At 70.5% G+C, this 24,619-nt stretch carries 23 protein-coding genes; 13 read left to right on the forward strand and 10 right to left on the reverse strand.

Features of this window, described 5'->3' with window-relative positions; translation table 11 throughout:
- Positions 1-98: 98 nt before the first annotated feature.
- Genes ADL12_RS47520 through ADL12_RS47535 form a run of 4 tightly spaced genes read right to left on the reverse strand, consistent with a single transcriptional unit; the run spans position 99 to position 5,357 of the window.
- Complete coding sequence (locus tag ADL12_RS47520; protein ID WP_062715347.1) at positions 99-1,289, reverse strand: sialidase family protein; 1,191 nt, start codon at positions 1,287-1,289, stop codon at positions 99-101.
- A 39-nt stretch (positions 1,290-1,328) separates the two neighbouring features.
- Complete coding sequence (locus ADL12_RS47525) at positions 1,329-1,988, reverse strand: response regulator (protein WP_062715349.1); 660 nt, start codon at positions 1,986-1,988, stop codon at positions 1,329-1,331.
- Complete coding sequence (locus tag ADL12_RS47530) at positions 1,985-3,214, reverse strand: sensor histidine kinase (RefSeq protein WP_079052680.1); 1,230 nt, start codon at positions 3,212-3,214, stop codon at positions 1,985-1,987. The genes ADL12_RS47525 and ADL12_RS47530 overlap by 4 nt, the downstream gene beginning before the upstream one ends.
- Positions 3,215-3,269: 55 nt before the next feature.
- A complete protein-coding gene (locus tag ADL12_RS47535; RefSeq protein WP_107120225.1) occupies positions 3,270-5,357 on the reverse strand; it encodes an MMPL family transporter in 2,088 nt (695 codons plus the stop codon).
- A 206-nt stretch (positions 5,358-5,563) separates the two neighbouring features.
- Between ADL12_RS47535 and ADL12_RS47540 the strand changes: the two genes are divergently transcribed.
- A complete protein-coding gene (locus tag ADL12_RS47540; RefSeq protein ID WP_062715352.1) occupies positions 5,564-5,995 on the forward strand; it encodes a DUF6234 family protein in 432 nt (143 codons plus the stop codon).
- 10 nt (positions 5,996-6,005) lie between these two features.
- Here the strand turns inward: ADL12_RS47540 and ADL12_RS47545 are convergent, their stop codons facing one another.
- Positions 6,006-6,704, reverse strand: a complete 699-nt coding sequence (locus tag ADL12_RS47545; RefSeq protein ID WP_062715353.1) for a TerB family tellurite resistance protein — start codon at positions 6,702-6,704, stop codon at positions 6,006-6,008.
- Between the two features lie 298 nt (positions 6,705-7,002).
- Positions 7,003-8,724: a 2-isopropylmalate synthase gene (leuA, locus tag ADL12_RS47550; protein WP_062715354.1), complete on the reverse strand. Its 1,722-nt coding sequence runs from the start codon at positions 8,722-8,724 to the stop codon at positions 7,003-7,005.
- A 319-nt stretch (positions 8,725-9,043) separates the two neighbouring features.
- Between leuA and ADL12_RS47555 the strand changes: the two genes are divergently transcribed.
- From ADL12_RS47555 to ADL12_RS47570, 4 genes are read left to right on the forward strand one after another with little or no spacing between them, the layout of a single operon-like run.
- Complete coding sequence (locus ADL12_RS47555; protein ID WP_062715355.1) at positions 9,044-10,114, forward strand: M4 family metallopeptidase; 1,071 nt, start codon at positions 9,044-9,046, stop codon at positions 10,112-10,114.
- Between the two features lie 21 nt (positions 10,115-10,135).
- Positions 10,136-10,402 (forward strand): protealysin inhibitor emfourin, encoded by a 267-nt coding sequence (locus ADL12_RS47560; protein WP_062715356.1) that lies wholly within the window; start codon positions 10,136-10,138, stop codon positions 10,400-10,402.
- A gap of 46 nt (positions 10,403-10,448) precedes the next feature.
- Positions 10,449-11,765 carry a GH1 family beta-glucosidase gene (locus ADL12_RS47565; RefSeq protein ID WP_425265225.1) on the forward strand — a complete coding sequence of 439 codons (1,317 nt, stop codon included), beginning with the start codon at positions 10,449-10,451 and terminating at the stop codon, positions 11,763-11,765.
- Complete coding sequence (locus ADL12_RS47570; RefSeq protein WP_062715362.1) at positions 11,762-13,003, forward strand: MFS transporter; 1,242 nt, start codon at positions 11,762-11,764, stop codon at positions 13,001-13,003. Before ADL12_RS47565 ends, ADL12_RS47570 begins: the two co-directional genes overlap by 4 nt.
- A 104-nt stretch (positions 13,004-13,107) precedes the next feature.
- On the opposite strand, the gene ADL12_RS47575 is transcribed toward ADL12_RS47570, so the two are convergent.
- Positions 13,108-13,962 (reverse strand): NAD-dependent epimerase/dehydratase family protein, encoded by an 855-nt coding sequence (locus ADL12_RS47575; RefSeq protein ID WP_062715364.1) that lies wholly within the window; start codon positions 13,960-13,962, stop codon positions 13,108-13,110.
- Between the two features lie 123 nt (positions 13,963-14,085).
- On the opposite strand from ADL12_RS47575, the gene ADL12_RS47580 reads away from it, so the two are divergent.
- Positions 14,086-14,934, forward strand: a complete 849-nt coding sequence (locus tag ADL12_RS47580) for a helix-turn-helix transcriptional regulator (protein ID WP_062715366.1) — start codon at positions 14,086-14,088, stop codon at positions 14,932-14,934.
- Here the strand turns inward: ADL12_RS47580 and ADL12_RS47585 are convergent.
- Positions 14,917-15,561, reverse strand: a complete 645-nt coding sequence (locus ADL12_RS47585; protein ID WP_062715368.1) for a TetR/AcrR family transcriptional regulator — start codon at positions 15,559-15,561, stop codon at positions 14,917-14,919. The genes ADL12_RS47580 and ADL12_RS47585 overlap by 18 nt on opposite strands.
- A 74-nt stretch (positions 15,562-15,635) precedes the next feature.
- On the opposite strand from ADL12_RS47585, the gene ADL12_RS47590 reads away from it, so the two are divergent.
- On the forward strand, positions 15,636-16,367 hold the full coding sequence (locus tag ADL12_RS47590; protein ID WP_062715370.1) for an SGNH/GDSL hydrolase family protein: 732 nt from the start codon (positions 15,636-15,638) through the stop codon (positions 16,365-16,367).
- 194 nt (positions 16,368-16,561) lie between these two features.
- Complete coding sequence (locus ADL12_RS47595) at positions 16,562-17,038, forward strand: hypothetical protein (protein ID WP_062715371.1); 477 nt, start codon at positions 16,562-16,564, stop codon at positions 17,036-17,038.
- A gap of 43 nt (positions 17,039-17,081) precedes the next feature.
- Here ADL12_RS47595 and ADL12_RS47600 read toward each other — a convergent pair whose 3' ends face one another.
- Together ADL12_RS47600 and ADL12_RS47605 are read right to left on the reverse strand one after the other, a co-directional pair.
- Entirely contained in the window at positions 17,082-17,420 is a 339-nt protein-coding gene (locus ADL12_RS47600) for a P-II family nitrogen regulator (protein WP_062715372.1), read from the reverse strand.
- A complete protein-coding gene (locus ADL12_RS47605; RefSeq protein WP_208614771.1) occupies positions 17,417-18,751 on the reverse strand; it encodes an ammonium transporter in 1,335 nt (444 codons plus the stop codon). The genes ADL12_RS47600 and ADL12_RS47605 overlap by 4 nt, the downstream gene beginning before the upstream one ends.
- A 153-nt stretch (positions 18,752-18,904) precedes the next feature.
- Between ADL12_RS47605 and era the strand changes: the two genes are divergently transcribed.
- The 5 genes from era to ADL12_RS47630 all read left to right on the forward strand — a co-directional run bounded on the left by era (position 18,905) and on the right by ADL12_RS47630 (position 24,573).
- Complete coding sequence (era, locus tag ADL12_RS47610; RefSeq protein ID WP_208614772.1) at positions 18,905-19,867, forward strand: GTPase Era; 963 nt, start codon at positions 18,905-18,907, stop codon at positions 19,865-19,867.
- Between the two features lie 384 nt (positions 19,868-20,251).
- Complete coding sequence (locus ADL12_RS58815; RefSeq protein ID WP_062715374.1) at positions 20,252-22,402, forward strand: PhoH family protein; 2,151 nt, start codon at positions 20,252-20,254, stop codon at positions 22,400-22,402.
- Between the two features lie 13 nt (positions 22,403-22,415).
- Positions 22,416-22,913, forward strand: a complete 498-nt coding sequence (gene ybeY, locus ADL12_RS47620) for an rRNA maturation RNase YbeY (RefSeq protein WP_062715375.1) — start codon at positions 22,416-22,418, stop codon at positions 22,911-22,913.
- Entirely contained in the window at positions 22,910-24,217 is a 1,308-nt protein-coding gene (locus tag ADL12_RS47625) for a hemolysin family protein (RefSeq protein WP_062715376.1), read from the forward strand. Before ybeY ends, ADL12_RS47625 begins: the two co-directional genes overlap by 4 nt.
- Complete coding sequence (locus ADL12_RS47630) at positions 24,214-24,573, forward strand: MmcQ/YjbR family DNA-binding protein (protein WP_062715377.1); 360 nt, start codon at positions 24,214-24,216, stop codon at positions 24,571-24,573. The genes ADL12_RS47625 and ADL12_RS47630 overlap by 4 nt, the downstream gene beginning before the upstream one ends.
- The last annotated feature ends 46 nt before the right edge of the window (positions 24,574-24,619 follow it).

Genomic DNA, 24,619 nt, shown 5'->3' on the forward strand with positions numbered 1-24,619 from the left:
TCCGGCGTTTGAGGACGAGGCCCGTTCAGGGCCGAAGCGGGGGTCTGGGGGCGGCAGCCCCCAGGGACGGGACGGGTAGGGGCGGCGGGGGCGAGAAACTACGTCAGGTCCGCCACCGGCAGCCGGCGGAACTCGATCGTCTCGTACGGCCCCGACTCCCCCGTCTCGTACAGGATCCCGACCGTCCGCCGCCCGAGCGGCACAAGGTCGGAGTACGCCGCCCGCTGCTGAGACAGCGTCAGCGCCTTCGTGAAGGTCGCTCCCCCGTCCCCACTACGCCACACGGCCATCGACTGACGGGCGGTCGGGACGGACGGACCCGAGAAGAGCAACGGGGCTCCGGAGCCGGGGAGTTGGAGGACGCTGCCCTCCACCACCGGGACGTCGTTCAGCGTCGGCTGGACGGTGTACGGGTGGTCCAGGGTCTCGCCGCCGTCACTCGAGTGACTGTCGAGCCGGTTCCCCGCGCTCGTGCCGAGCTGATCGCGGGAGTTGAAGTACACCCTGCCGTCGGCGAGTTCGGCGGCCGTGGACTCGTTGGCGTTGCTGACACCGTCGTACGAATCGTCCACGAAGCCCAGCTGCCACGTACGCCCGCCGTCGTCGCTGTAGATGGCGTGGGCGCCGTAGTACTTCGGCTCCTGCCCGGTGTCGGCGGACCCGGCCGCGGGGGCCACCGAGTGGTTCGACGGGACCACCAGCCGCCCCGCGTACGGGCCCCGCCGGAGCGCGATCGCGTGGCCCGGGCCCGTCGCGTACCACCGCCAGTTCGGCGGCTTCACCGCACCCGTGATGTCCCGCGGCGAGCTGAAGTGGCGGCCGTCGTCCAGGCTCCGCTGGACGAACACCCGGCGGCTCTCCGCCGGCGACGCCTCCCCCCGCATTATCTGCGCCTCCGTCACATCCCCGCCGTTGTAGGAGGTGACCAGCACGACCGCGCCGGTGAGCGGATCCACCACGGGGGCCGGGTTGCCCCGCGTGTCCCCTTCCCCGGCGGCGACCACCGTCACCGGCCCCCAGGTGCAGCCGCCGTCGTGCGAGCGTCTGAGGACGACATCGATGTCACCGGTGTCCCCCGCACTGTTGTGCCGGCCTTCGGCGAAGGCCAGCACCGTGCCTCGCGAGGTCGTGATCGTCGCCGGGATGCGGTAGGTGTCGTAGCCGTCCTCGCCCGAGACGTACGGGACGGACGAGGTGCAGGCGGTGCCCGCCGAGGCGGTCCCGGCGGTGGTGAGCGGTGTGGTCAGGAGTACTGCGGTGGCCAGGACTGTGCGGCTCAGGATGGTCATCGAGCTCCTTTGACGGAGGGTCAGACATTGACCTGTCCGTCACAGGTTCCCCGGTGTCACCATCCCTGACTCATACGCCACGATGACCAACTGCGCCCTGTCCCGCGCCCCCAGCTTGCCCATGATGCGGCTCACGTGCGTTTTCGCCGTCAGTGGGCTCAGTCCCAACGCCTCGGCGACTTCCGTGTTGTTGAGGCCGCGTGCGACCAAAGTCAGCACTTCGCGTTCACGTTCGGACAGGCATTCGGGCCCGCCCGTCGTGGGTGCGCAGGGGCTGCGCAGGAACCGCTCGATCAGCCGTGCCGTAGGGCCAGGCGACAGCAACGCCTCCCCTGCCGCCACCGTACGGATGGCGTCGAGGAGTTCGGCCGGGCGAGTGTCCTTGACGAGGAATCCGGAGGCGCCGGCGCGCAACGCGTCCACGATGTTCTCGTCGGTGTCGTAGGTGGTCAGGACCAGGACCCGCACCCCGGCCAGGTCCTCGTCGGCCGCGATGAGGCGGGTCGCCTCAATGCCGTCGAGGTCGGGCATGCGGATGTCCATCACGACGAGGTCGGCGCGTGAGCTCCGGGCCAGTTCCGCGGCCTCCCGGCCGGTGGCCGCCTGACCGACGACCTCCATGTCCGGGGCCGACTCGACCAGCATGGCGAACGCCTCGCGTACGAGGGTCTGGTCGTCGGCGAGCAGTACGCGGATCATCGGTTCTCCTCCCGGCCGGTTCCGATCGGGAGTACGGCACTGACCTCGAACCCGCCCCCCGCACGCGGTCCGGCGCCGAGTGTGCCACCCACGCTGCGCGCCCGCTCCCGCATGCCGACGAGCCCGAAGCCGGAGGTCCCGCCGGGGCCGGGCCCCGTGCCGTCGTCGGTCACCGACACGCGCAGGGCGCCCTGCCCCTCGTACAGCTCCACGCGGACCGTCGGTTCCGGCCCCGCGTGCCGCACGGCGTTCGTCAGCGCCTCCTGCACGATCCGGTACGCGGCGGCCCCCACGGCGGGCGGCGCCTGACGCACCCGTACCTCCGACTCGACCCGGGCTCCCGCCAGCCGGGCGGCCTCCACCAGGTCGGGCAGCCCGTCGAGGCCGGGCAGCGGGCCGCGTGTCTCGCCCGCGGCGCCCTGTTCGCGCAGTACCTCCAGCGTCGTACGCAGCTCACCGCGCGCCGTGCGGCAGGTCTCGGCGATGTCGTCGAGGGACTTGGCGATCGTCTCGCGGTCCAGCCGCTCCGGGTCGGCCGCAAGGACATGTGCGGCCACCGACGTCTGCACGCCGATCAGGGTGATGCTGTGGGCCAGCAGATCGTGCAGGTCGCGGGCGATGCGCAGGCGTTCCTCGGCGACCCTTCGGCGGGCCTCTTCCTCGCGGGTGCGTTCGGCGCGTACGGCGCGTTCGACGATGGCGGCGACGTACTGCCGGTAGTAGCGCACGTCGATGCCGATGAAGAGCACGGCGATGATCCAGCCCGAGACGCGCAGGAGCTCGAAGGCCTGGTGGGTGTTGACGGTGAGCATCACGCTCATGGAGAGACCGAGCACGGTGGCACCGGTCAGGATCGTGCGCAGCGGGCGCTGGGTGACGGCGACCGTGTAGAGCGCAACGTAGCCGGCCGGGACCGGCGCGATGTGGTTGTTGTCGAGACCGTGGTACGGCACGGTCGCCGCGACCACCGCGGCGAGCACGAGCAGCGGATGGCGCCGCCGCCACACCAACGGGACGAAACAGCCCAGCAGCAGCGTCCAGCCGAGGGCGTCGGGGCGGCGGCCGTCGTCGGTGAGCAGCGCGGAGAGCACGGCGAAGACCGCGAGCGCCCCGGCGAGCAGGGCGTCGTTGCGGGTGCCGTGCGGGGCGGTGCGGGGGTCGCGGTTGATCGCCGCCATGATCCGCTCGCCGAGGCGGGGACGCGCCGCTGTCGTGGTTTCCTGCACGAGCTCATCTTCCGTGAGCGGGGCGCCCCTCGGGGAGAGAGGGGCGCCGGTCGGGTCAGTGGGCGGATACGGCCACGCGCTCCGGTTCCTTCGGCGGAACGGGCGGTTCGGGCGCCCGGGAGAGTCGGCCCGGCCACCACACCCGCCGCCCCAGCGCCACGCTCGCGCTGGTGACCAGGTAGGTGCGGACCAGGAAGGTGTCCAGCAGCACCCCGACCGCGATGACGAATCCGAGTTCGACGAGCTGCACCAGCGGCATGTTGGTGAGCACCGCGAAGGTCGCCGCGAGGACGAGTCCGGCGGAGGCGATGACCCCGCCCGTGGTCCGCAGCGCGGTGAGCGCGGCGGCGACGGGTTCGGCGCCGTTCAGGCACTCCTCGCGCATGCGGTGCATCAGGAAGATGCCGTAGTCGACGCCGAGGGCCACCAGGAACACGAAGGACAGCAGGCCGAGACCGGGATCGGTGCCCTCGAAGCCGAACACCGGCCCGAAGACGAGCCCGCCGATGCCGAGCGCCGCACCCCACACCGCGACCACGGCGGCGACCAGCAGCAGCGGCGCGACGAGCGACCTGAGCAGGGCGACCAGGATCAGCAGCACGGACAGCAGCACGATCGGTACGACGACCATGCGGTCGCGGCCACTGGTGTCCTTCAGATCGAGCTGTTCGGCACTGGTCCCGCCGACATAGGAGCCGTCGAGCCGGTCGCGCAGGGACTCGATGGTGGCGGTCTCGCCCGCGGACTGGGGCGGGGAGTCGGCGATGACGGCGAGCTCGGTCCAGCCGTCCCCGCTGCGGCCGCGCTCGGCGCTGTCGACGCCCCGGGTCTGCCGCACCTCGGTCAGGGTGGCGTCGGCACGGCCGGTGGGCGTGACGACCGTGAGGGGCCGGGTGCCGCGCTCGGGGAAGGCCGCGGCGAGGGTCTCCATGGCGGCGACCGAGTCGGGCTTGCTGGTGAAGGAGTCCTGCTGCTTGAGGCTGCCGGGCAGGTTCAGGGTGCCGAGGGCCAGCGCGCCCAGCAGTACGAGGCCGCCCGCGAGCACCGCCAGCGGCCGGCGCCCGGCGGAGCTTCCCATCGCGGTGAACAGGGACCGGCGGGCCTTGGGCGTGCTGCCGTAGCGGGGCACCAGCGGCCAGAACACGCGCCGGCCGAGCAGGACGAGGATCGCGGGCAGCAGGATCAGCATGGCGGCCAGCGCGCACAGCACGCCGACGGTGCCGAGCGGGCCCATCCCGCGGGTGGAGTTGAGGTCGGCGGCGAGCAGGCAGAGCAGGCCCGCGGCGACGGTGCCGGAGGAGGCGAGCACGGCCGGCCCGCAGCCACGCAGCGCCGCGACCATGGCGTCGTAGGGCCGCTCGATGCGGCGCAGCTCCTCGCGGTACCGGGAGACGAGCAGCAGCGCGTAGTCGGTGCCGGCGCCGAAGACGAGGATCGTCATGATTCCGGAGCCCGCACCGGAGACCGGGGTGTCGAACCACCGGTTCAGGCCGTAGGCGACGGCCATCGACAGATAGTTGGCGACGCCCGCGACGGCGAGCGGCACCAGCCACAGGAAGGGGCTGCGGTAGATGATGATCAGCAGGAGCGCGACGACCGCGACGGTGGTGTAGAGCAGCGGGCCGTCGAGGGACTGGTAGACCTCGCGGGAGTCGGTGAGCAGCGCCGCCTCGCCGCCGACCTCGACGCTCAGTCCGTCACCGCCCTTCGCCACGTCCCGTACGTCGCCCACGAGCGCGTCGCGGGCGTCCTCGTCCTGGCCGGGTTCGGTGCTGGCGACCGGGTACATCACCGTGGTGCCGTCCTTGGACGGGACGCCCTGCGGGGTGCCGGTGAGCGTGTGCGCGCCCGCGATCCGGTCGATCTGCTCGGCGGCGGTCGCCTTGTCGGCCGCGGTCAGTCCACCGTCGCGGTGGTAGACGACGACCATCTCGGTGGCCTCGCCCCCGGGCAACCGGTCCTGGATCTCGGCCACTTGAGTGGAGTCGGCGTTCACCGGCAGATAGTCGACGGCCCGGTCGCGCTGGACGTCCGCCAGCTGCGACGCGAACGGCGACGCGATCGCGAGCACCGCGATCCACAGCCCGAGCACGAGCCAGGGCACGGCCCGCCGTCGCCGCGCACTTGTCCTTACGGCCCTCATGAGACGGGCCCCCCTCCGGATCGGGTGTCTGGGTCGCTTCCAGACTCCCGGCGCGGCGGGCCCGGATCGTCGGGCGAGAGGGCGACTTCGGAGGTACCGCCGGGGGCGGCGCAATGGCGGGATTACTCCCCCGGGAGTACTGCGGAACGCCCGAGTGAGTATCCGTACTCAGGCCCCGGCCCGGCTTTGGGGGGAAGCTGGCGACCGTGATCGACCCCGCCACTCGACAGCGCTCCGGCCTCCCGCAGTTCCGCGGTGCCAACGTGCCGGCCCCGCGCACCGGACGCCGGTCGCTGCCCGCCGCCGGGGACATGGCCCTGGCCGTCGGGCTGCTCGTCCTGGACGTCGTCGCGGTCGTGGCGGCCTTCCTGCTCGGCATCGACGTCAGCGGCGACTGGGAGCCGTTCGATCCGGGCGCGGACAACTCCGACGTCACCCTCACGCTGAACTGGCTCTACGTGGGCATCGCCGGCGGCCTCGTGCTGCTGAGCGCCGCGCCGCTGTACTGGCTCCGTGCCGTCGTCAGCGCCGGTCTGCAGGTGCTCGTCGGCATAGCCGTCCTGATCGTCGCCGTGAGCGGCGCGCAGTACGACGAGGAGCAAGGCGCCCGGACGGACGCGTCCGTGGCGTACCGCTGACCGTCCGGGCCTACGAGGGTGTGCGTGCCGCTGCCGCCAGCAGCCGGGTCACGTCCTCGCCGCAGATGGTGAGGGCGGCGCCGACCGTCGCGAGGACGTCCCGCTCGGCGGGTGTGTAGGGACCGTCGGCCAGGGCGATACGCGCCCCCTGGAGGAGGATCGATTCCCGCCCGGCCGGTGCGAGGTGCGGGGCCAGCGGGTCCAGCGCCTCGTGGAGCTCTATGGCCAGCCCGGCCCCGCAGGGCTCGGAGAAGACCCGCCCGGTGTCTGCCGCCAGCGCCTCGACGAGGGCGCCCAGCTGTTCCTCCGTGCAGTCGTCGAAGCCGGCCGCGCGCACCGTGGCCGCCGCGGCCTCCAGGGACGGACGGGCGCAGGTACCGCCCGCGGCCAGTACCGCGAGGGCGACGGTGTGGACGGCGTCGCGGAGCATCGCGGAGAAGCGGGTGGTGGTCGGATGGTCCAGGACGTCGGTGCCGAAGTGGCGGCGGCAGGCCGCGCACTCCACGACGGGGCCGGTCTCGCCGCGCGGCAGGACGGGCACGCCGAGGAAGACGAAGCGGCGATGCCCGGTCAGCCGCTGGTAGTTGCGGTCGCCACCGCAGCCGGGGCAGAAGAACTCGCCGTCACCGACGGCCGACCACGCGGTGCGGGTGCCCAGGATGCGCGCAAGCCTGGCGGCACGGCCGTCTTGTCCCCGTCCTGGCAGCACGTCGCACCTCCGTAACGCCGCGGCAACATCGCCGCGCTTGCGTGATGTTAGCCACATCACGGACGCGGAGTCAGCACCCTGGACGAGACCTTTCCGTGACCTGCACAGGTCAATGGCCGGAAACAGACGGGCCCCGCCCACCAAAAATGGCAGGCGGGGCCTCTGAAACACTGGGTCCGGCAACGTCCCTAAAGGGGCGCGGGGCTGTGACATATGCGGCTCCGCCGCGTGGGCGCGACAAGCCACGACGAACCCGCACGCGCCCACTCTCCAGTGGACCTACGGCGAGAGCGAACCGTCAACGAGCGGCCCGGTTGACGGCGGAGACGACCGCCTTCAGCGACGCACGCGTCGTGTTGGCGTCGATCCCGATCCCCCACAGAACCTTGCCGTCGATCGCACACTCGATGTACGACGCGGCCTGCGCCGACGCACCCTCGCTCATCGTGTGCTCCTGGTAGTCCAGCAGCCGTACGTCGATCCCGATGGACTGCAGCGCGTCGAAGAAGGCCGAGATCGGACCGTTGCCGGAGCCGGTCAGGACAGTGTCCTGACCATCCACCGTGGCCTCCACCTTCAGCGTGTCCACGCCGTCGGTGTCGGTGGTCGACTGGTTGTTCTTGACCTGGATCCGACCCCACGGGTTCTCCGGGTTCGGCAGGTACTCGTCCTGGAAGACCGCCCAGATGTCGCCGCCGGTGACCTCGCCGCCCTCGGCGTCCGTCTTGGCCTGGATGAGCTTGGAGAACTCGATCTGCATCCGGCGCGGCAGGTCCAGCTTGTGGTCGTTCTTCAGGACGTACGCGATACCGCCCTTGCCGGACTGCGAGTTGACGCGGATGACCGCCTCGTACGACCGCCCGACATCCTTCGGGTCGATCGGCAGATAAGGCACGGCCCACTCGATGTCATCGACCGTGACGCCCTTGGCCGCCGCGTCGGCCTCCATGGCGTCGAAGCCCTTCTTGATGGCGTCCTGGTGGGAGCCGGAGAAGGACGTGTAGACCAGGTCGCCCACGTACGGGTGGCGCGGGTGGACCTCCATCTGGTTGCAGTACTCCCACGTACGACGGATCTCGTCGATGTCGGAGAAGTCGATCTGCGGGTCGACGCCCTGCGAGAACAGGTTCATGCCCAGGGTGACCAGGTCGACGTTGCCGGTGCGCTCGCCCTGCCCGAACAGACAGCCCTCGACGCGGTCGGCGCCGGCCATCAGCGCCAGCTCGGCGGCGGCGACGGCCGTACCGCGGTCGTTGTGCGGGTGGACGGAGACGCAGACGTACTCGCGGCGCGACAGGTTGCGGCTCATCCACTCGAAGCGGTCCGCGTGCGTGGAGGGCGTCGAACGCTCCACCGTGGCAGGCAGGTTGAGGATGATCTCGCGGCCCGGACCCGGCTGGTAGACGTCCATGACCGCCTCACAGACCTCCAGGGCGAAGTCCAGCTCGGTGTCGGTGAAGATCTCCGGGCTGTACTGGTAGCCGAACTCGGTCTCCGGGCCCAGCAGCTTCTCGGCGTACTCCATGACCAGCCGCGTACCGTCGACGGCGATCTGCTTGATGTCGTCCTTGGAGCCGCGGAAGACGACCCGGCGGAAGACGGGGGCCGTGGCGTTGTACAGGTGGACCGTGGCGCGCTTGGCGCCCTTCAGGGACTCCACCGTGCGCTCGATCAGGTCCTCGCGGGCCTGGGTCAGTACGGAGATGGTGACGTCGTCGGGGATCGCGCCCGGCTCTTCGATGATCGAGCGTACGAAGTCGAAGTCCGTCTGTCCCGACGCCGGGAAGCCGACCTCGATCTCCTTGTAGCCCATCTTGACCAGCTGATCGAACATCCGGCGCTTGCGCTCGGGCGACATCGGGTCGATCAGGGCCTGGTTGCCGTCGCGCAGGTCGGTGGAGAGCCAGCGGGGGGCGACGGTGATCCGGTTGCCCGGCCAGGTGCGGTCGGGGATCTCGACCTGCTCGTACTGGCCGTACTTGTGGATCGGCATGGAACTGGGCTGCTGGCGGTTCGCCATGTTTGCGGGGCTCCTCAGGATGTCCGGAAGGACGGCCGACGACGCAACGCGAAGCTCCGCGGGGAGGGAGTCGACCTGGACTACAGGCCCTCGCCGCGGCAGCTAAGAAGAAGCAGCCCGAAACGCATGATGCGCAGCATGCTAGCCGAGCCGCTCCCCGTGCGGGGCGTCGTATCAGTATGCGGGACCCGCAGGACGAATGGGACAAAAAGTGCGCCATACCACTTCGTCACGGAGCGTGCGGCTCCCTGTCCGCATATTTCACCAATCATGGTTGCGGGTAGTGACACGCCCATGACTCAGTGCAAGGGTTCCCGGCATGACGACCCACGGGGGCTTCGAGCCCGTCTTCTGCACCGTCGTCCCGCCACATGTCCTCGACAAACTGGCCCGGAACGACGACCCCGCACTCTCCGGTCCCGCCCAGCGGACCCTGATGCGCGACAGCGAGCTGCGCGGCAGGCGCCGCGTCACGGCCGAGTTCGCCCTCGCGGCCGCCCCGACGGCGAAGGCACCGTCGGACCAGCCGCTGCGCACCATCTACGACGCCGAGCACAAGACGAATCTGCCCGGCACCATGGTCCGCGGCGAGGGCGCCGACCCGGGCCAGGACGCCACGGTCAACCGCGCCTACGCCGGCCTCGGCGCCACCTTCGAGCTGTTCCTCAAGGCCTACACCCGCCACTCCATCGACGGCGACGGCCTGCCCCTGGACGCCACCGTCCACTACGACGAGAACTACAACAACGCCTTCTGGAACGGCGAGCAGATGGTGTTCGGCGACGGTGACGGCGAGATCTTCCTCGACTTCACCATCCCGATCGACGTCATCGGCCACGAGCTCACCCACGGCGTCACCCAGTACACGGCGAACCTGACCTACTACGGCCAGCCGGGCGCCCTGAACGAGTCGATGTCGGACGTCTTCGGCGCCCTCATCAAGCAGTACACGCTCGGCCAGACCGCCGCCGAGGCCGACTGGCTGATCGGGGCCGGGCTCCTCGCGCCCAGTGTCTCCGGCAAGGCCCTGCGCTCCATGAAGGAACCGGGCAGCGCGTACGACGACGACGTCCTCGGCAAGGACCCGCAGCCCGCGACCATGGACGACTACGTCCGCACCGGCCGCGACAACGGCGGCGTCCACATCAACTCCGGCATCCCCAACCACGCCTTCTACCTGGCCGCCACCGCGCTCGGCGGCCACGCCTGGGAGAAGGCGGGACAGATCTGGTACGACGTCCTGACCGGCGGCGAGCTCGGCGACCGCGCCCTGTTCACCGACTTCGCGGGGCTGACCGTCAAGGCCGCGCGAGAGCGCTTCGGGGACGGCGGCGAGGAGCTTCAGGCCGTATCGAAGGCATGGGAGCAGGTCGGGGTGCGGATCCTGTAAGTCCGTACTAGACAGGAACCCATGCGTATTCAGGTACGGCGCACGGGCGGATTCGCGGGTATCGAGCGGCACGCCGAGGTGGACACCTCGGGGCGGCCCGACGCCCAGGAGTGGCAGGCCCTGGCCGAGCGCGCGGTCGCGTCCGGCCGGGGCACGCCCCCCATCGGGGTTCCGGACGGCTTCAGCTACCAGATCACCGTGGACGGCAAGACGGTGTACTGCTCCGATCCCCGGCTCACGGACGAGCAGCGCAAGCTGATCTCACGGGTGCTGAAGGAAGGGGCGTAACTGGCACTTCACGCCAGGGCGTTGACTTCCGTTACCGACGGTACGGATGATCCGGCGCATGGCGACTGACCCGATACCCCAGTTCCCGGCCGGCTTCCTGTGGGGCGTCTCGACCTCGGCCCACCAGATCGAGGGAGCGGCGGACAAGCGCGAACCATCCGTGTGGGACGCCTTCACGGCCGAGCCGGGAAGGGTGAAGGACGGCTCCACGGCCGCGGTGGCCTGCGACCACTACCACCGCTACGCCGAGGACGTGGCGCTGCTCGCCGGCCTGGGCGTGGGCGCGTACCGCTTCTCGATCTCCTGGCCGCGGGTGAACGCGCCGAAGGGCCTCGACTTCTACGACCGTCTGGTGGACGAGCTGTGCGCGGCGGACGTACGCCCGGTGCCCACCCTCTTCCACTGGGACCTGCCGGTCACGCTGGACTGGCTGGAGCGGGACACGGCGGCCCGTTTCGCCGAGTACGTGTCGGTGGTCGCCGAGCGCCTTGGCGACCGGGTCGGCAAATGGATCACCCTCAACGAGCCCGCTGAGCACACGTTGCTGGGCCACGCCCTGGGCACGCACGCCCCGGGTCGCCAACTCCTCTTCGACGCCCTCCCGGTCGCCCATCACCAGCTGCTGGCGCACGGTCTCGCCGTACGGGCCCTGCGCGCGGCCGGCGCGACGGACATCGGCATCGCCAACTCGCACGGCCCGACCTGGCCGGCGTCGAAGGAACAGCCGGACCTGGAGGCGGCGGACTTCTACGACCTGCTCCTCAACCGACTGTTCGCCGACCCCCTCCTCCTCGGCCAATACCCGGAGGGCATCGGCGAGTTGATGCCCGGGGACGTCGAGGCGGACCTGAAGGTCATCGCGGAACCCCTCGACTTCTACGGCGTCAACTACTACGCCCCGACCCGTGTGGGCGCCCCGCAGGGCGCCGAGATCGAGTTCGGCGGGGTGACGATGCCGGCCGAACTCCCCTTCTCGGTCCAGCAGATCGAGGGCGTACCGGTGACGGACTTCGGCTGGCCGGTCGTGCCGGAGGGCCTGACGGAACTGCTCACCACCTTCCGCGACCGCTACGGCGACCGGCTCCCGCCGATCGTCATCACCGAGAACGGCTGCTCGTACGAGGGCATCGACGACCAGGAGCGGATCGCCTACCTGGACGGCCACATCCGCGCGCTGCACCGGGCGGTGGAGGCGGGCGTGGACGTACGCGGCTACTTCGTCTGGTCCCTGCTGGACAACTTCGAGTGGGCGGAAGGGTACGCACGCCGGTTCGGTCTGGTGCACATGGACTACGAGACGCTCGTCAGGACCCCGAAGAGGTCCTACGGCTGGCTGCGGGACATGCTCCGGGCGCAGAGATGACGGCCGAGGCCCTCGCCGAGCCGACACAGCGGGTCGGCAAGGGCTGGACGGCGGCGCTGTCGCTGGCCAACGTGGCGATCTGGGTGGGCTGGTACGGCCCGCTGCAGATCCTGCTGGCCCGGCAGGCGGAGGACTTCGCACCCGGCACGGGGATGTCGAAGGAGACGCTGCTGGCGTGGGTGACGGGCGTGGGCGCGGCGGTGTCCCTGGCCGCGAACCCGTTCTTCGGCGCGCTGTCGGACCGCACCACGGCCCGCTGGGGCCGCCGTACCCCGTGGATCGTGGCCGGTGCGGCGGGCGGCGCGCTGTCGCTGCTGCTGCTCGCCGGGGCGGGCGGGCTGTGGACCATGGCGGTCGGCTGGTGCCTGGTCCAGCTGACCCTGAACGCGGCCTTCGCGGCGGTGACGGCCGCGGTGCCGGACCGCGTGCCGCGGCTTCAACGGGGCGTGGTCGGGGGCTGGTTGGGGGCGGCGCAGATCCTCGGGGCCGTCGCCGGGACGGGGCTGGCGACGGCGGCGGGCGGGATCGCGGCGGGGTACGCGGCGTGCGCGGTGTTCGCGGTGGCGGGGGTGCTGCCGTACGTCCTGCGGTACGGGGATCTCCGACTGGAGGTCGCGGACCGGCCGGCGTGGTCCTGGCGTTCGTTCGCCCGCGGCTTCTGGCTGAGCCCGCGCCGCTACCCCGACTTCGCCTGGGCCTGGCTGACCCGCTTCCTGATCAACCTCAGCAACGCGCTGGTGATCCTCTACCTGCTCTACTACCTGCGCGACCGCCTCCACCACAACGACCCCGAGCAGGGCGTGCTGATCCTCACCGCGGTGGACAGCGTGGCGCTGCTGGCCACGGTCGTGGTGGGTGGCATCTGGTCGGACCGCGTGGGGCGCCGCAAGCCGTTCGTGATGTGGTCCGGGGTCCTGATGGCGGCGGCCACCGCCCTGCTGGCCGCCTGGCAGACCTGGCCGGGCGCGATCGTCGTGGCGGCGTTGCTGGGCGTGGCCCTGGGGGTGTTCATGTCGGTCGACTTCGCACTGATGACGGACGTACTGCCGAAGGCGGGGGACCGCGGCAAGGACCTCGGCGTCATCAACGTGGCCAACGCCCTGCCCCAGGTGGCGGCCCCGGCCCTGGCCGCCCCGATCGTCACTCACCTCGGTGGATACCGGGTGCTGTATCTGGTGGCGGCGGTAGTGGGGCTGGCGGGGGCGGTGCTGGTTGGACGTATCAGAGGCGTCGACTAGACGCCCTTAGGGGCGCGGGGCTGTGTCGATATGCGGCTCCGCCGCGTGGGCGCGACAAGCCACAACGGACCCGCAGACGCCCAACCACCCACCGTGGCACCCCCTCAGAGCGCTCCAGCATCCCTCGCCGCGTAGACCGACGGATACACCGGCCGATAACCCAGGTCCCGCCGAATCCGCTCCGTGGAGGTAATCGCGACCCACGGATCGGGGTCGGTCCGGCTGTACAGCTCCTCCGGAATCTCCACCCCGTTGAGCTGATGCAGTTCGACCGCCGTCACGGGCGCATCGTCGGCGATGTTGTAGACCCGCCCCGCGACGCCCGGCGCATTCAGAATCCGCAGCAACCCCTGAGCGACATCCACGTGATGCCCCATATGCAACCGCTGGGTCGCCGCCCAGTTCCCGGCCCACATCAGGGACTGGGCAAGGTGCGGATCCCCCTCGCCGTACACGAAGGGAAGTCGGCCAACACGCACGTCCAGACCATCCAGCGCGAGCAGCTCCCGCTCGGCCTCGGCCTTGGACTCGGGGTACGCACCCCACATCGCCCCGCCGGGCCGGCTCTCGTCGTCCTCCGTCAACGGGCGCCCCCGCCCGACGCCGTACACCAGCCCCGTGCTGACCTGCACGAACCTCTGCACACCGGCCGCCTGTGCGGCACGGCCCAGCTCCACGGCCGCGTCCCGGTTGACCGCCCACGCCTCCTCGTCCGGCACCCCGCGGAAGGACGCCGCGACGTTCACGACCGCGTCGGCCCCGGCGACCGCCTTGCCGAGCGCCTCGGTGTCCCGCAGATCTCCTACGACGACCTGGGCGCCGAGCTCGGCGAAGGGTTCGCCGCGGGAGGCGTCACGCACGAGAACCCGTACCTCCTCCCCCGGCCGCCGCTGGGCCAGCAGCCTCGGGACGAAGCGTCGGCCGACCTGCCCCGTCGTGCCTGTCACCAGTGTCAACATGATCTGTTCCTCTCGGTCTGGTGCCACCAGCCTCGGCCGGTGTCGCGCCGGCCGGGAGAGACCCGTTGATCAGGGGATCGGCAGTCCCTGGATAAGCCGGGCGGCGTAGAGGAGCCTGGAGAGGTGAACCGAGCCGAACTCGCCGACTTCCTGCGCCGTGGCCGTGCCCGGCTGACCCCGTCGGACGTGGGCCTGACGCCGGGCGCCCGGCGTCGCACGCCCGGCCTGCGCCGCGAGGAGGTGGCGCAGCTGGCGGGGATGTCGGTGGACTACTACACCCGCCTCGAACAGTCCCGGGGCCCGCGCCCGTCCCGCCAGATGCTGACGGCACTGGCCCGCGCGCTGCGCCTGAGCGACGTCGAGCAGGACCACCTGTTCCATCTGGCCGGCGAGGAGCCGCCGCGGCGCGAGACGGCGTCGGGGCATGTCCGCCCCGGGCTGCTGCTGATCCTGGACCGGCTGCACGACACCCCGGCGCAGGTGGTGAACGACTGCGGCGAGGTGCTGGCCCAGAACGCGATGGCCAGGGCACTGGTCGGCGACGTGATGTCCCGCCCGCGCCGCGAGCGCAATCTGACCCGCCTCTTCTTCCTGGACCCGGCCGCGCGCACGCTCTTCCCCGAGGAGGACCTCGCGGGCCACGCGCGCGCCCACGTCGCCACCTTGCGCGCGGTGGCCGCGGCCCGCCCCGACGACCCGGAGCCGGCCGCGCTGGTCGCCGAACTCCGGGCGTCCAGCGAGGAGTTCGCGCACCTGTGGGACGAGCACGAGGTGTCCCAGCGCAACCGGGCGACGAAACGCTTCGTGCACCCGGTGGTCGGTCTCCTGGAACTGGACTGCGAGGTCATGGTCAGCCACGAGCACCACCACCTCCTGGTCGTCCACACCGCCCGGCCGGGCACGGAGGCCTACGAGCGCCTTCAACTCCTGCGCGTGGTGGGCCTGCAGGACATGTCACCCAGCAAGGCCTGACCGGACCGAGGCCGCCGCCCGCTCCGGATCGTCGCCAGCCGCCACCGCGAAGTCCCTCAGTGTCCCGGCGAGGACGTCGTCCGGGCCGTAGACGCCGATGATGTAGCCGGCGTGGGCGAGTTGGGCGAGCCCGTGCATCTGGGCGAACAGCTGCCGTACGAGGAGATCGGCGTCGGCGTCCGAGCGGAACCGCCCGGCCGCGGCGCAGCGCCGGATGGCGTTGCGCGGATAGCGCAGGAGCCGTACGCCCATCTGCCGGTCGTCCTCGGTGAGTTCGAACCCGGCCATGGCCGAGCCGCCGAACATCACGGCGTACACCTCGGGCTCGGCGCGGGCGAACTCCTGGTAGACGCGGCAGAGTTCGACGAGCTCGCGCACGGGATCGTCACCCTCCCCCACGACTCCCACCCGGTCCTCGAAACGGCCGATCCCCTCGCGCATCACCTCGCGCACCAGCCCCGGCATCGACCCGAAGTGGGTGTACACGGCCATGGTGGAGGCCCCGACGGCCTTCACGAGGCGGCGGGCGCTGAGGGCAGCGGGGCCCTCCTCGGCGAGGACGCGGGCGGCTTCGTCGAGGAGGAGGCGGCGGGTGTTCGGGGGATTCGGGGTGTTCGCGGTTGACACGGGGCGAGGATAACGCTGTTATGGGCATAACGCTGTTATGACGCCGTTATGGCGACGACGGACGGGGGTTCGACGTGTTCGCGAAAGGCATGCGGGGGCGGCTGATACGGCTGCCCGAGGCGGCGGGGGCCGACACCGGCACGACCGACGGCAAGGAACCGGCGCTGCGGATGGCCGTGATCGGGGACTCGGTGGCGGCGGGCGTGGGGGCCGCCGAGCACCGGGAGGCGATGGCCGGCCGGCTCGCGGAGGCGGTTACGGCCATGACCGGCAGGGCGGTGTCCTGGAGGGTGGCGGCGAAGGCGGGGGCGACGCTCGCGGTGGTGCGCCAGGGCCTGCTGCCCGGCCTGACGGACCCGACGACTCACTGGCGTCCCGACGTGGTCGTGGTGGTGGCCGGCACGAACGACGCCCTGCGCCTGCGCCGGCCACGCACCGTCCGCCGGGACGCGGAACGCCTGATCCGTGACGTCCGGCTGCGCCTCGGCGAGGACGTGCCGATGGCGTTCGCGGGGCTGCCGTCGGTCGACCGGCTGACGGCACTGCCGCGCCGGGTCCGGATCCCGCTGTCCTGGTACGTCCGCGTGCTCGACCATCAGCTGAAGACGGCGGCCACGAGGGGAGTCGCCGTCTTCCACCTCCCTTCCGGAGGCCCGCCGGAGCACGCGGGCGACTGGCTGGCCCCGGACCGCTTCCACCCGTCGGCGGAGGGCTACCGGGCGTGGGCGCGGGTGCTGGGGGCGCGGTTGGCGACGCTGACCGAGGCGACGTTGCAGGTGAAGGGGCTTGAGGGGGCCGGTAGTTGACTCGTGGGTAGTTGAGGCCGGAAATCACCCTTGCCGACCCCCGCCCCACGCGCATCAATGGAAACGGCGGTTCCGACGGACCGTCAGATTCAGCTTCTTCAGCTGTGCACGCAGTGTGTCCGCATCCACCTGCCGAGCAATTCCCCCACCCCCCACAGCAGGAATTCCCCCACCTCGAAAGGGAGCGGATCCCCATGAGACGCAAGCGCATTGGAGCAGGTGCGGCGCTGGTGACCGGAGCCCTCGCGGTCACCGGCCTGGCCTTCGCACCCGCCGCCCTCGCCGTCGCCCCCGGCAGCGCCACGATCACCGCCGACTGCGGCAGCTTCGGCGGCGGCGAGGCCACGCTCACGGCGACGCAGGACGGCACCACCGCCACCATCACCGTCAACTCCTCCGCGATCACCGCGCCGATAGCGCTCGGGGAGGACTCGATCTCCTCGACGCTCACCCTGGTGAAGGCGAGCGGCGGCACCACCAGCTTCACCGGCACGGAGAACCCGGCGATGGCCGCCGGTGACCCCGTCCAGGTCGGCCCGCTCAGCGGCACCGTGGCCTCCGGCGACAGCCTGGAGGCCTTCGGCGGCTCGCTGCAGATGACCGTCCTCGGCATCACCATCACCTGCACGGCGACCGGGCCGCAGTCGCCGGGCCCGTTCGTGTTCGACTGATGCTCCGACGGGCGCGGTCCCGGTGCCCGGCCGACGGCGTCGGCTACAGCGCGTCGGGGCCGCGCTCGCCCGTCCGTACGCGTACGACCGTCTCGACCGGCAGCGCCCAGACCTTGCCGTCGCCGATCTTGCCGGTCTGGGCGGCCTTCACGATGGCGTCGATGACGTCGTCGGCCGCTGCGTCGTCCACGACGACCTCGATCCGGACCTTCGGTACCAGGTCGACCTGGTACTCGGCGCCGCGGTACACCTCGGTGTGGCCGCGCTGACGGCCGTAGCCGCTCGCCTCGGTCACGGTCAGACCGTGCACACCGATCTCCTGGAGGGCGGTCTTGACCTCGTCGAGCCGGTACGGCTTGACGATCGCGGTGATGAGCTTCATACCTGCTTCTTGACCTTCTGCGCGGCGGCGGGGACGGGGGCGGCGATGGACGCGGTGACCGGGGCGCCGTGCCCCAGGACCCCGTGATCGTAAGCGGTCTCGGCGTGCACCGTAAGGTCCAGGCCGGTGTGCTCCTGTTCCTCGCTCGCGCGAAAGCCCATGGCCTTGTCGATGACCTTGCCGATGCCGTACGTGACGGCGAACGCGTACGCGGCCACGGCGACGACGGCCACCGCCTGCTTGCCGAGCTGCGCGAGCCCGCCGCCGTAGAGGAGACCCTCGGCCCCGCCGGTCATCGAGGCCGTCGCGAAGACGCCGATCAGCAGGGTGCCGATGATGCCGCCGACGAAGTGGACGCCGACGACGTCCAGGGAGTCGTCGTAGTTGAGCTTGAACTTCCAGCCGACGGCGTAGGAGCAGACGACGCCGGCCGCGAGGCCGACGACGAGCGCGCCGAGCAGGGAGACCGAGCCGCAGGAGGGCGTGATGGCGACGAGGCCGGCGACCACGCCGGAGGCCGCGCCCAGCGTCGTCGGGTGGCCGTCGCGCTTCTGCTCGACGAAGAGCCAGCCGAGCAGGCCGGTGCAGCCCGCGGCGAGGGTGTTGAGGAAGGCGGCTGCGGCGAGGCCGTTGGCGCCGAGGGCCGAACCGGCGTTGAAGCCGAACCAACCGAACCAGAGCAGCCCCGCACCCAGCATGACCATCGGCAGGTTGTGCGGGCGCATGGCATCCTTCTTGAACCCGAGCCGCGGGCCGAGGACCAGGCACAACGCCAGGCCCGAGGCGCCGGAGGTGATCTCGACGGGGAGACCGCCGGCGAAGTCGAGGGCGCCGAGGCGGTCGAGGATCCAGCCGCCCGGGCCCCAGGTCCAGTGGGCGACGGGAACGTATACGACCAGCGCCCACACGGGCACGAACACCAGCCACGCCCCGAACTTCGCGCGGTCGGCGACGGCACCGCTGATGAGCGCGGCGGTAATGATCGCGAAGGTGAGTTGGAAGGTGGCGAAGAGGAGGGTCGGGACCGTCCCCTGGACACTGTCCGGCCCCAGACCGGACATGCCGGCGAGGTCGAGACCGCCGATGAGACCGCCGAACGCGTCGTCGCCGAAGGCGAGGGAGTAGCCGCAGGCCAGCCACACGACGGTGACGAGCGCGATCGACACGAAGCTCATCATCAGCATGTTGAGGACGCTCTTCGTGCGGACCATGCCGCCGTAGAAGAGGGCCAGGCCCGGGGTCATCAGCAGCACGAGGGCGGTGGCGGCGAGCAGCCAGGCGGTGTCGCCGGTGTCTGCCTGCGCGGCGGCGAGGGTCACGGTCGTCTCCATCGAGGTGGGGGCTCGTCAGAGATTCACCGGCATGCGTTTCCGGACGCGTACGGGTGTGTTTCGGTGAGGTTTCATTGCGCCGGGGTTTCCGAAATCTCACGGGGCGATGCGTGGGGTGGCCGTGGTGCGGCGGGCGCTTGTGGATCAGGGAGAATGGGCCCCATGAGCGTTCGAACCCAGTCATCCGAGCAGTCGCCCGAGGCCATCCACCGCGCCGGCTTCGCCTGCTTCGTGGGCCGCCCCAACGCGGGCAAGTCCACCCTCACGAACGCTCTGGTCGGGCAGAAGGTGGCGATCACCGCCAACCAGCCGCAGACGACGCGGCACACGGTGCGGGGCATCGTGCACCGGCCCGACGCCCAGCTGATCCTGGTGGACACCCCCGGGCTGCACAAGCCGCGCACGCTGCTCGGCCAGCGGCTCAATGACGTCGTGCGGACCACGTGGGCCGAGGTCGACGTGATCGGTTTCTGCCTCCCGGCGAACGAGAAGCTCGGTCCCGGTGACCGCTTCATCGCGAAGGAACTGGCGTCCATCAAGAAGACGCCGAAGATCGCGATCGTCACGAAGACCGACCTCGTCGACAGCAAGACGCTCGCCGAGCAGCTCATCGCGATCGACCAGCTCGGCAAGGAGCTCGGATTCGAGTGGGCCGAGATCGTCCCCGTCTCGGCGGTCGGCGACAAGCAGGTGGACCTGCTGGCCGACCTGATCGTCCCGCTGCTGCCGGAGGGGCCCGCCCTCTACCCCGAGGGTGACCTCACCGACGAGCCGGAGCAGGTCATGATCGCCGAGCTCATCCGCGAGGCCGCCCTGGAGGGCGTCCGCGACGAGCTCCCGCACTCCATCGCCGTCGTCGTCGAGGAGATGCTCCCCCGCGAGGACCGCCCCGCCGACAAGCCCCTCCTCGACATCCACGCCTTCGTCTACATCGAGCGCCCCAGCCAGAAGGGCATCATCATCGGCCCCAAGGGCAAGCGCCTGAAGGAGGTCGGCATCAAGTCCCGCAAGCAGATCGAGGCGTTGCTCGGGACGCCGGTGTTCCTGGACCTCCATGTGAAGGTGGCGAAGGACTGGCAGCGGGATCCGCGGCAGCTGCGCAAGCTGGGTTTCTGAGGGCAGTTCCTCGCCCCCGCCGCCCCTACCCGTCCCATCCCCCAGGGGGCTCCGCCCCCTGGACCCCCGCTCCTCAAACGCCGGAGGGGCTGGTTTTTCAGCCCGTCCGGCGTTTGAGGACGAGGCCCCTTCAGGGCCGAAGCGGGGGTCTGGGGGCGGCAGCCCCCAGGGGACGGGAATGGGTAGGGGCGGCGGGGGCGAGAAAAGGACCCGGCGTAATGGGCTTCGTACCGGCCGTGACCAGCCCCGCGCGCCCGTGAAAACCTCCCCGCCGAAAAGGCCTACGGCGTTGTCAGTCCCCCGGCGTACCCTGGAATTCGCCAGGCCGCCCCTGTGGCGGAGGAGTCGTATCGAGGAGGACGAGCAAGGCCTACGAGCCGGCCCATGACTCAGACACCCACAGCTCACACACCCGCGCAGGGACAGGCGAGAGCACAGTTCACCGTCCCCGCCCAGCACCCCATGGTGACCGTGCTGGGGTCCGGCGACTCCCTGCTGCGTGTGATCGAGAAGGCCTTCCCGGCGACCGACATACACGTCCGGGGCAACGAGATCAGCGCGGTCGGCGACGCTCACGAAGTCGCCCTCATCCAGCGCCTGTTCGACGAGATGATGCTGGTGCTCCGCACCGGGCAACCGATGACGGAGGACGCAGTGGAACGCTCGATCGCCATGCTCAGAGCGAGCGAGAACGGCGAGGGCCCGGCAGAGACCCCGGCCGAGGTGCTCACCCAGAACATCCTCTCCTCCCGCGGCCGCACGATCCGCCCCAAGACCCTCAACCAGAAGCGGTACGTCGACGCGATCGACAAGCACACGATCGTCTTCGGCATCGGCCCCGCGGGCACCGGCAAGACCTATCTCGCCATGGCCAAGGCGGTGCAGGCTCTGCAGTCCAAGCAGGTCAACCGCATCATCCTGACCCGGCCTGCGGTGGAGGCGGGCGAGCGGCTGGGCTTCCTGCCGGGCACGCTCTACGAGAAGATCGACCCGTATCTGCGGCCTCTGTACGACGCCTTGCACGACATGCTCGACCCGGACTCGATTCCGCGGTTGATGGCGGCAGGGACTATTGAGGTGGCGCCGCTGGCATACATGAGAGGCCGTGCGCAACCTGTTTTCACGAATGTCCTGACGCCGGACGGCTGGCGCCCCATCGGCGACCTCCAGGTCGGTGACCTTGTCATCGGCTCGAACGGTGAGCCGACCCCGGTCCTGGGCGTCTACCCGCAGGGCGAGAAGGACATCTACCGTGTCACCGCCCAGGACGGCTCCTGGACGCTGTGCTGCGGCGAACATCTGTGGACCGTACGGACTGCCTCGGACAAGCGTCGGAACAAGCCATGGCGGGTCCTGGAGACCCAGGAGATGATCGGCAACCTGCGGGCGGCGCATGCTCGCCGGTACGAGCTGCCGCTGCTGACAGCGCCGGTTTGCTTCCCGGAGCGCGAGATCCCCATGGACCCGTACGCGCTGGGGCTGCTGCTGGGCGATGGTTGTCTCACGGGCTCCACCACTCCTTCCTTCGCGACAGAGGATCCGGAGCTGGCCGAGGCGCTGGAAGCCGCGCTTCCCGGTGTCGCGGTTCGCCACAGGGGCGGACCCGACTACGTCCTCAACCGGATCAAGTCCCCGGGCGACGTGATCACCTTGGAGAACCCCGTCACGCAGGTTCTTCGAGAGCTGGACCTGCTGCGTACTCGCTCGCACACCAAGTTCGTCCCGGACGACTACTTGATCAACTCCGCCGAAGTCAGGCTGGCCGTCCTGCAAGGCCTGCTCGACTCCGACGGGGGGCCGGTCACCCAGGCGGATCGCACCTGCCGTATCCAGTACGCGACAACATCGATCCTCCTGCGGGACGACGTGATCTCGCTGGTGCAGTCGCTGGGGGGTGTCGCCTACGCCCGTCGTCGCATGGCCAGGGGCCGCAAGCCCGGTCTTGCGAAGGGACGTGAGGTCGGTTACCGGCACGACGCCCACATCATCGACATCCGCCTCCCCGAAGGCATAGAGCCCTTCCGTCTCGCCCGCAAGCGCGACAAGTACCACGCGGCCGGGGGCGGCGGACGCCCGATGCGGTTCATCGACAGCATCGAGCCCGCGGGCCGCCGGGAGACCGTCTGCATCCAGGTGGCAGCCGAGGACTCGCTGTACGTCACGCAGGACCACCTACTGACGCACAACACGCTCAACGACGCCTTCATCATTCTCGACGAGGCCCAGAACACGAGCGCCGAGCAGATGAAGATGTTCCTCACCCGCCTCGGCTTCGACTCGAAGGTCGTGGTCACTGGTGACGTGACGCAGGTCGACCTCCCGAGCGGGACGAAGTCGGGTCTGCGCCAGGTCCAGGAGATCCTCGAGGGCCTCGACGACGTCCACTTCTCGCGCCTCACGTCCCACGATGTCGTACGGCACAAGCTCGTCGGCCGTATCGTCGACGCGTACGAGAAGTACGACAGCAAGCACGGCACCGAGAACGGCACCCACAAGGGTGGCCGGGGCAGGCAGTCCGGGCACAAGGGGAAGTAGACACAGCACGACCATGTCGATCGACGTCAACAACGAGTCCGGAACCGAGGTCGACGAGCAGGCGATCCTCGACATCGCCCGCTACGCGCTCGCTCGGATGCGCATCCACCCGCTCTCCGAGCTCTCGGTGATCGTCGTGGACGCCGACGCCATGGAGCAGCTCCACATCCAGTGGATGGACCTGCCCGGGCCCACCGATGTCATGTCCTTTCCGATGGACGAGCTGCGGCCGCCGTCCAAGGACGATGACGAGCCCCCGCAGGGGCTGCTCGGTGACATCGTGCTGTGCCCCGAAGTCGCCGCGAAGCAGGGAGCGGAATCGCCGACGCAGCACTCCATGGACGAGGAGCTGCAGTTGCTCACCGTCCATGGGGTGCTGCATCTGCTCGGGTACGACCACGAGGAGCCCGATGAGAAGGCCGAGATGTTCGGCCTGCAGGCCGCCATCGTGGACGGCTGGCGTTCGGAGAAGGGGCTGACGGGGCCCTCCCCGGCCCCGACCGTGTCATGAGTCTCGCCCTCGTCTTCGGCGCGATCGCCCTCGTGATCGTCGCCTGGCTCGCCGCCTGCGCCGAGGCGGGCCTGGCGCGCGTCTCCAGCTTCCGCGCCGAGGAGGCCGTACGCAGTGGCCGCCGCGGGAGTGAGAAGCTCGCGCTCGTCGCGGCCGACCCGACGCGCTATCTGAATGTGGCGCTGCTGGTGCGCGTGGCCTGCGAGATGGCCGCCGCCGCGCTCGTCACGTACGCCTGCCTCCAGGAGTTCGACAGCACCACCGAGGCCCTCCTGGTCGCGATAGCGGTCATGGTGCTGGTGTCGTACGTCGCCGTCGGGGTCTCCCCGCGCACCATCGGCCGCCAGCATCCGCTGAACACGGCGACGGCGGCGGCGTATGTCCTGCTGCCGCTCGCCCGGATCATGGGCCCGATCCCCTACCTGCTGATCCTCATCGGCAACGCCCTCACTCCCGGCAAGGGCTTCCGCCGCGGTCCCTTCGCCTCCGAGGCGGAGCTGCGGGCGCTGGTCGACCTCGCCGAGAAGGAGTCCCTGATCGAGGACGAGGAGCGCCGCATGGTGCACTCGGTCTTCGAGCTGGGCGACACGCTCGTGCGGGAGGTCATGGTGCCGCGCACCGACCTGATCGTGATCGAGCGCTACAAGACGATCCGCCAGGCCCTCACCCTCGCCCTGCGCTCCGGTTTCTCGCGCATACCGGTCGTCGGGGAGAGCGAGGACGACGTGGTCGGGATCGTGTATCTGAAGGACCTGGTCCGCAAGACGCACATCAGCCGGGACGCGGAGAGCGAGCTGGTGTCCACGGCCATGCGGCCCGCCGCCTTCGTCCCGGACACCAAGAACGCCGGTGACCTGCTGCGCGAGATGCAGCAGGAGCGCAACCACGTCGCCGTCGTCATCGACGAGTACGGCGGCACCGCCGGCATCGTCACCATCGAGGACATCCTCGAGGAGATCGTCGGCGAGATCACCGACGAGTACGACCGTGAGCTGCCGCCGGTGGAGAAGCTGGGCGAGGACCGCTACCGGGTCACCGCCCGCCTGGACATCACCGACCTCGGCGAGCTGTACGGCCTCGACGAGTACGACGACGAGGACGTGGAGACCGTCGGCGGTCTGCTGGCGAAGGCGCTGGGCCGGGTGCCGATCGCCGGGGCGTCGTCCCTGGTCGAGCTGCCGGACAGCCGCGAGCTGCGGCTGACGGCGGAGGCGGCGGCCGGCCGTCGGAACAAGATCGTGACCGTGCTCGTGGAGCCGGTGGGCCCCGCCGGGCCCCTGGACGAGGAGATGAAGCCGGAGTGACCCCTCAGGAGCTGCGTGCGTTCTGCCTGTCGTTCAACGCGACCGTGGAGGACTTCCCGTTCAACCCGGAGACCTCGGTCTTCAAGGTGCTGGGCAAGCTCTTCGCCCTGACGAACCTGGACGCGCGGCCCCTGACGGTCAATCTGAAGTGCGATCCGGAGGACGCGGTTCGGCTGCGCGACGAGCACCCGGGCCTGATCGTCCCCGGCTGGCACATGAACAAGCGCCACTGGAACACGGTGACGGTCGACGGCGAACTCCCGGACCGTCTCGTCCGAGAGCTCGTCGAGGACTCGTACGACCTTGTCGTGGCGGGCCTCCCGAAAGCCGACCGGCTTCGTCTCGACCGCGCCTGAGCCGGCCGTCCCTTACCCAGCCGCCCGCGGGGTCCGCAGGACCACG

The organism is Streptomyces regalis (assembly GCF_001509475.1).
Lineage (GTDB): Bacteria > Actinomycetota > Actinomycetes > Streptomycetales > Streptomycetaceae > Streptomyces > Streptomyces regalis.

Excerpts from the sequence above, each read along its gene's own strand:
- leuA (WP_062715354.1), bottom strand. The coding sequence starts at position 8,724 with ATGGCGAACCGCCAGCAGCCCAGTTCCATGCCGATCCACAAGTACGGC.
- ADL12_RS47575 (WP_062715364.1), bottom strand. The coding sequence starts at position 13,962 with ATGTTGACACTGGTGACAGGCACGACGGGGCAGGTCGGCCGACGCTTC.
- ADL12_RS47570 (WP_062715362.1), top strand. The coding sequence starts at position 11,762 with ATGACGGCCGAGGCCCTCGCCGAGCCGACACAGCGGGTCGGCAAGGGC.
- ADL12_RS47525 (WP_062715349.1), bottom strand. The coding sequence starts at position 1,988 with ATGATCCGCGTACTGCTCGCCGACGACCAGACCCTCGTACGCGAGGCG.
- ADL12_RS47560 (WP_062715356.1), top strand. The coding sequence starts at position 10,136 with ATGCGTATTCAGGTACGGCGCACGGGCGGATTCGCGGGTATCGAGCGG.
- ADL12_RS47535 (WP_107120225.1), bottom strand. The coding sequence starts at position 5,357 with ATGAGGGCCGTAAGGACAAGTGCGCGGCGACGGCGGGCCGTGCCCTGG.
- ADL12_RS47595 (WP_062715371.1), top strand. The coding sequence starts at position 16,562 with ATGAGACGCAAGCGCATTGGAGCAGGTGCGGCGCTGGTGACCGGAGCC.
- ADL12_RS58815 (WP_062715374.1), top strand. The coding sequence starts at position 20,252 with ATGACTCAGACACCCACAGCTCACACACCCGCGCAGGGACAGGCGAGA.
- ADL12_RS47555 (WP_062715355.1), top strand. The coding sequence starts at position 9,044 with ATGACGACCCACGGGGGCTTCGAGCCCGTCTTCTGCACCGTCGTCCCG.
- ADL12_RS47520 (WP_062715347.1), bottom strand. The coding sequence starts at position 1,289 with ATGACCATCCTGAGCCGCACAGTCCTGGCCACCGCAGTACTCCTGACC.
- ADL12_RS47625 (WP_062715376.1), top strand. The coding sequence starts at position 22,910 with ATGAGTCTCGCCCTCGTCTTCGGCGCGATCGCCCTCGTGATCGTCGCC.
- ADL12_RS47605 (WP_208614771.1), bottom strand. The coding sequence starts at position 18,751 with ATGGAGACGACCGTGACCCTCGCCGCCGCGCAGGCAGACACCGGCGAC.
- ADL12_RS47565 (WP_425265225.1), top strand. The coding sequence starts at position 10,449 with ATGATCCGGCGCATGGCGACTGACCCGATACCCCAGTTCCCGGCCGGC.
- ADL12_RS47600 (WP_062715372.1), bottom strand. The coding sequence starts at position 17,420 with ATGAAGCTCATCACCGCGATCGTCAAGCCGTACCGGCTCGACGAGGTC.
- era (WP_208614772.1), top strand. The coding sequence starts at position 18,905 with ATGGGCCCCATGAGCGTTCGAACCCAGTCATCCGAGCAGTCGCCCGAG.
- ybeY (WP_062715375.1), top strand. The coding sequence starts at position 22,416 with ATGTCGATCGACGTCAACAACGAGTCCGGAACCGAGGTCGACGAGCAG.